This window comes from Spirosoma panaciterrae DSM 21099 (genome assembly GCF_000374025.1).
Taxonomy (GTDB): domain Bacteria; phylum Bacteroidota; class Bacteroidia; order Cytophagales; family Spirosomataceae; genus Spirosoma; species Spirosoma panaciterrae.
This window is the reverse complement of record NZ_KB893224.1, coordinates 1-5,864: the sequence shown is the minus strand read 5'-3', so window position 1 is coordinate 5,864 and position 5,864 is coordinate 1. Positions and strand designations below refer to the sequence as shown.

8 protein-coding genes are annotated in these 5,864 nt (G+C 43.7%); 4 read left to right on the top strand and 4 right to left on the bottom strand.

The features are described from left to right. The coding region (locus B153_RS0129385; protein WP_020597120.1) for a transposase at positions 1–204 on the bottom strand (204 nt) is incomplete at its 3' end. Between the two features lie 4 nt (positions 205–208). Between B153_RS0129385 and B153_RS0129380 the strand changes: the two genes are divergently transcribed. The 4 genes from B153_RS0129380 to B153_RS0129365 all read left to right on the top strand — a co-directional run bounded on the left by B153_RS0129380 (position 209) and on the right by B153_RS0129365 (position 3,478). After that, on the top strand, positions 209–988 hold the full coding sequence (locus B153_RS0129380; protein ID WP_020600330.1) for a hypothetical protein: 780 nt from the start codon (positions 209–211) through the stop codon (positions 986–988). A gap of 93 nt (positions 989–1,081) precedes the next feature. Then, the gene (locus B153_RS0129375; protein ID WP_020600329.1) at positions 1,082–1,414 is read left to right on the top strand and encodes a helix-turn-helix domain-containing protein; all 333 of its coding nucleotides are present in this window, start codon (positions 1,082–1,084) and stop codon (positions 1,412–1,414) included. Then, positions 1,411–1,848, top strand: coding sequence for a hypothetical protein (locus B153_RS0129370; RefSeq protein WP_020600328.1), 438 nt, complete (start codon positions 1,411–1,413; stop codon positions 1,846–1,848). The genes B153_RS0129375 and B153_RS0129370 overlap by 4 nt, the downstream gene beginning before the upstream one ends. A gap of 73 nt (positions 1,849–1,921) precedes the next feature. Next, the gene (locus B153_RS0129365; RefSeq protein ID WP_020600327.1) at positions 1,922–3,478 is read left to right on the top strand and encodes a hypothetical protein; all 1,557 of its coding nucleotides are present in this window, start codon (positions 1,922–1,924) and stop codon (positions 3,476–3,478) included. Between the two features lie 14 nt (positions 3,479–3,492). Here the strand turns inward: B153_RS0129365 and darG are convergent, their stop codons facing one another. From darG to B153_RS0129350, 3 genes are all read right to left on the bottom strand, one after another. Then, positions 3,493–4,542 carry a type II toxin-antitoxin system antitoxin DNA ADP-ribosyl glycohydrolase DarG gene (darG, locus tag B153_RS0129360; RefSeq protein ID WP_020600326.1) on the bottom strand — a complete coding sequence of 350 codons (1,050 nt, stop codon included), beginning with the start codon at positions 4,540–4,542 and terminating at the stop codon, positions 3,493–3,495. Then, positions 4,542–5,186, bottom strand: a complete 645-nt coding sequence (gene darT, locus B153_RS0129355) for a type II toxin-antitoxin system toxin DNA ADP-ribosyl transferase DarT (protein ID WP_026262545.1) — start codon at positions 5,184–5,186, stop codon at positions 4,542–4,544. The genes darG and darT overlap by 1 nt, the downstream gene beginning before the upstream one ends. A 114-nt stretch (positions 5,187–5,300) precedes the next feature. Further along, positions 5,301–5,645, bottom strand: a complete 345-nt coding sequence (locus tag B153_RS0129350) for a hypothetical protein (protein WP_157634959.1) — start codon at positions 5,643–5,645, stop codon at positions 5,301–5,303. Positions 5,646–5,864: the final 219 nt, after the last annotated feature.

The window sequence follows — 5,864 nt, the reverse complement described above, 5'->3', positions numbered from 1 at the left end:
TTTCCACTGGTCAAAATAATAGTATACGGCTTGCCAGTGCGGAAAGCTAGGCGGCAGGTTTCGCCATTGACAGCCGGTGCGTAACATCCAGAAGATGGCATCCATGACGGCACGTAATTGGTGTTTACGCTTGCGTTGAAGGTTAAAAAAAGGCGAAATTGCTGCCCACTGGTAGTCGGTCAGTGGTTGCCACTGCTTAGTCATTACTTTGTTTCTTGGTCGATACAAAGTTGACTCGACTACCAGTCCTTATCAATTCCCCAACAAGCTCTTAGCAAATGATTTCATCTTGGAGGTTAATACCAATCTTTCATCTGGTTTAAGGCCAGCAGAGAGAGATAGATACCTCACTAACCTTAGCTCTGATTTATCGGCAATCGTAGATGGCTATAACTACATTGAGTCTGACGAATGGACAGATAGGATATTTGCAGACTTTAGTAGAAAAGCATTATTTGAACCTGATAAATTTAGTAAATTATCGAAAGAGGACGTTATATCTATTCAAAATCTAGCAGAGGTAGTTAGGTCTTGCATCTATGAATTCGTTAAAGCAACGGAGACAATAAAATCTACAATCCGTCCCCTTGTAATTGGATATGGTATACTTCCGGCAAATAAATCGCTGATCAGTATTTCACATCAAGAGCCCACAAAACCAGAAGCTGAAATTATAACTACGTCAAGTAATAAAAGTCAGTCACAAACAGTACCCCATATAAAACTCGAATGGAAGGGGGATAAAACTGATTTAGCTGAATTAGTTTGGGTATTAGCGAAGTCAGAACGTATTACTGATTCCACAACAGGTCAACCCGTTTCACAGAAAGAACTTACTTTACAAATTGGGAGGATGCTAGGAATAGAATCTTTAGATGTAGTCGGGTTAATGAAAGGGCGTATGGGAACATATAAGGCAACTAGCGATGGTAAAACTTTTTTAAAAGCTTTATATGACATTGTAGTTGAGAGAGCGAAAAGATCATAAAGTTGATAAAACTTTATTCCACCTTGGTTCCACTGGAATAATGGCCTTATAAATCCTAATCAACTTTGAGCCGTACAAAAAACAAATACCGCCATGTACGGCACAGTAACACAAATACAAATTACCCCTGACCAATTAACTGAATTGGTACGCGGGGCCGTTCGCTTAGAGTTGGCGAACTTCACACCACCCACACCAGAGGGGCTTAACCTCCCCGACCTTCCGACACGGCGGCAAACAGCCGAAACGTTACAGGTATCCTTAACGACCTTGCATGATTGGGCAACCGATACGGACGAAAGACCGGCTATCTTGGTTCCTCATAAAATCAATGGTCGTGTACGTTATCAGAAGGCCGACGTTTTAGCCGCTCTAAAACAGTCTCGCCGGTTCCGGCATAAGGCACAGGAGGGCCGGAACAAATGAGCTATCTACCCACTTCACACCGTTTAGCCTTTCGGCTTGATGCCGACCGAGGGCGCTACATTGTCAAAGAATGTGAGCCGGGATTTTGTAAGGTTCCGCGTGAATTGATTGTTGAGGAGCGCCGGTTTAATGCCAACATTGAGGCTGAAGTTATTTTGCGAGGCCCCAACACGCAAAAGAAAGGCACAGGCAAGAAAGGAGGACGTAAGATTACGTTCTTTACGGGTTTGCAACGTACCGACTATGTAGGCGTATACCTGGGTAACGTTGTCACATTAGGAATCAGAGGAGAAAAAGTACAAAACGGTGTAATCGTGCAATTCACCACTGATGCCGGACGTATGACCCTCCGCTATTTCCCCGCCTATTACCCCTACCCCAAAGATAGAGCCGCGTTTATATCGGCTGTTGTTGGGCGGGGTTTACTCCAATAACCTTCTACAAATAACTAGCCTCCCTCACAGGATATAACCACACGTATTTACGTGAGGGTGGCTCCTCCATGCCATGTTTGACGGAATTAAACTACTTGACGTTTCGGTAGAGGTTGATGCATTTCTTTCTAATGACCGTTTGACATTCGCGGCATTGGTTGACGGGCAAACCGGGCTTATTCTTGACCCTACACGTAAGGCATATGACCGGGGGTTAACGTTTCGGCTCGTACCAAGGCGAAACGGGCAAGGCCACCGGGTTGAGGTAAAAGGCAGCTTACACAAATTTCATAATAACGGCCAACACAATGCCGATCAGTTTACGGTAAATGACCTTTTATCAACCCTTGACGAGTTAGCAAAGGTTTACGGGTTCGACCTATTCAGGTCAAGAATTAATAACGTAGAGTTTGGCGTAAATGTCGAGCTACCGTTTCCGGTTAGCCAGGTTCTTAAAAACTTAGTTTGCTACAAGAACCAGCCGTTTTATCTCGACACGCACAGTGATACGCCCTATTATGTTTGTCAGTTACAACGCTATGCTGTAAAGATCTATGACAAAGGCAAACAGAGAGGTTTGGCCGGTAATCTGTTACGGTTTGAGATCCGGGTTAAAAAGATGGAGTATTTCAACGGTACGGGCATAGTATTGACTAACCTAGCTGATTTGATGAACGTAACGAATTATAAACTGTTGGGGGCTTTATTGCTCGATACGTTCAACGAAATACTGTTTGACGACCCGGCTATCAAACCGGCAAAACTCCCCCCTAGCAAACAGGCCATTTATCGAAACGGACGAAACCCGCGTTATTGGCAGATACCCGAAAACCTTACCCCAAAAGAGGCTAATGCCTACCGCCAACGTTTGAGCCGGGATAGACGACGTTACCGGGAACTGATCGAGCAATACAGCGATAATTGGCCAGTAGAGGTAACCAGACTCATTGGTGAAACTTGGAGTAATTTAACCGCTATTACTACTCCTCTTTTAACAGGCATCAACAACTATCTGACCGTCTGGCAAAACCTGACAAACCATACCCTTTTAGGTCAACCACAGAATGAAACCTGTCACGAATTAACCGACTCTCCTGTTCTGATTTGTGAGGAGGTAGAAAAATCTACCTGTCACAAATTAACCGCCACCTCTCCTAACGATTTGTCACAAATTAACCCCTTGTATTCCGGGTTAGCTCATGACTGTAATTCTCACAGTAAATTCACAGTAGAACAGCCTGAACAGGGACTAACGAGGGTAGTAGTTACCTGTCTGGTTACGGGTATTGGAATTGAATTCCCGCGTCCGGGTCAACGTTTCATTTCGGCCGTTCATCTAAAGAATCTATATACTTGTGACCGCCCGACTTTCGACAACCTAGCAGGTCGATTTCTGACGGCAAAACACGCTGGAGCCACCCTCGACCGCCAATGTTATTACATGGCTCATAATATCCGAAACGCCTATACAAATCGGTTCAATAACCCGCTACGGCGCATCAAAAAATACCAAAAGGGTAAGAATGGACAACTACCATTACTCTTTTCAATTAGTACCGCTCAGTTGAACGAGCGAATTCAGGCAGGAATTGAGTACAGGAAAGGAACGCGGTACGAAGTAGGGTTTTGATCCATTGTCCCGAATCAGGCAAATGCAGGATGCTGTTTATAGGCGTTCAACTGTTCTACGGCTATGGCTACGTGGCGTTCCTTGATTAATCGTTTCTTACGGTCTGACCAGTTTTGGAGACGTGCAAAGACTTCTTCAACCGATGTAATTCCTTCCTGTGCCTGAATAAAATCGACCGACGCTAACACTTCCAGTGATAGAGCCGACTGAAAACCAGCAATTAATGTCAGTAGATTCTTGAGCCGTTGACGCTGTTCGGGCTGTAGGTTGTTATTAACGTAATCCCTTACTTCATCTAATTTATCATAGCGTAGCTGGAGCGATTCAAACGCCTTTATTTCGTTTTGCTCCATGCCCATCATATAAACCCCATTCAACTTGTATAATACGTGTCCTACTTCATTAGCGTAAGGCCCGTAATGATGAGGTTTGAAGTTGAGCCGCAAATTTTCGCCTAACCGTTGAAGAAAATAGGCTAATTTATTGGCTACAAACAGGCTCGCGTGTTCTCCCATACTTTCGTATGAAAACAGCGCATAGAGCAACATGGCCCGCGCGGGCGAGAGTTGGACCGTTTTTGGGGTTTCCTGTTTCTGTAAGACTTGTTTAATGGCTTCGTTTGGCTCGAAAATAAATACCTCAACTGGTAAATTACCTAAGTACTGCTCCATCATAGGGCGTACTTTCTCCCACTTTAATCCACCATTGCCACACCCTAACGGCGGAATGGCAATGCTTTGAATCGTTTCCTGTTCAATAACACGAACCAATTCCTGTAGACCGGCCTCAATGTATGCGTAACTCGAACGCTGTTTCCAATCGGTCTTAGTAGGAAAATTGATAATTATTTTTTCTCCATTTATTGACGTTTCCCTAACCACCAGTAATTTCCCCGGTTGAAGTTCACCCGTCTTACAGGCATCTTTATACCGTTTGAAGTTGAGTGGGAAACGTTCTTTAAACTGTAAGGCAATACCTTTCCCCATGACCCCCACCGTATTAACGGTATTAACGAGTGCCTGAGCATCGGAGCTTAATAGATCGCCTGTTATAAAATGAATCATTAGTAATAAAACCTGTTACCGGGGTTGATATACACGGGAATCGAACGCCCTTCCTGTTTTAATAATCCGTTTACAAAATCAGCTTTTTCCTTATTGAAAACAACAATTGCATCAATCAAGTTTGCCGTAACTTTCTCATAAACAAGAAATTCAGCCTGTTTGCGCCGTTGCCGGTCCCAATCGTCTTCTGTATTATGCCAGTATTTTGCTTTGACAACCTCCCAATCAATCTTGTCCAAATCGTCGAGCGATTGATAAAATACGGTCAACCTGTCTTTTGCCTGTCCATCGGTGAATACAAAACGTAAACCAGCCTTTACTATACTGTCTACCTTACAGCTTATGTAAATTATTTCTTCCTGTGGCCGCTTTGTAATGCCCCTATGCCCCGTTTTTATGTTCAATAACATGGGAGACAAAGGACCAAAGTAGAACGGCACATAGTCACCCAAATTGCCGTAGTTTTCCAACGGTACCGGGTATTCGTGCCTATCCTGAGTTAGTTGATTGTCGCCAATGAAGATATAATTGGGGTCTTCTGGAATAGCCCGGCGGCAAAACATACCATGACGTAGTATGTCAGGCAAATTCTGTTCATGCACTATACGATGTATCCAGACGGGTTCAGGAACCGGGAGCGACATTATACCTTATGGCCAATTCAACCGCTAAATTATGACTCTTGCCCTATATTGAGCTTATAACCTATGCAACATGTCCGTAATTGAACGCGCTACGAAATAATAATTACGTTCGATTTATCGTCCCTCCACTATAGCTATTTCTTCCTCTGTTAGCCCATACAGTTCGTAAACCAGTTTATCTATTTCGGCTTCTAATGATGAGGTATCGGCGGTTGAATCAACAGCTTTGGTCTCTAATATCTGGTTAACTAAGTTTTCTATTTTCTCTGTATCTGTTGAAATAGGAACAGGAATTGATTTTACATAAGGCGATTGCATTGCTAACGCCCCACCCTGCAACTTAGAGGCAATTTGGTTAAGGTAAAACCATGTTGTTTTTGCGTTAAGAATTCCCAACAGAAATGCAGTACCTTCGGGTAGAATAACACTGTGAGCAGTTTTAGGGCTTGATTTGGCCAAAAGCAAAAAGGGTCGTAAGCTTGAAATCCCCATTTCATTCCCTACGACCCATGAGCATCGAAGCGATTCTCAAGCCAATATTGGCTAAACTTTTCAACGTGAACAAGCATCAGCGCACTTTTCTAACTGAACTCTTCTCTGTCTTATTAGGCAGACAGGGACGGGCTACGTTTGAAAATCTGGTTCGCTACTCCCGATTTACTGAACTTACTTTTCGCC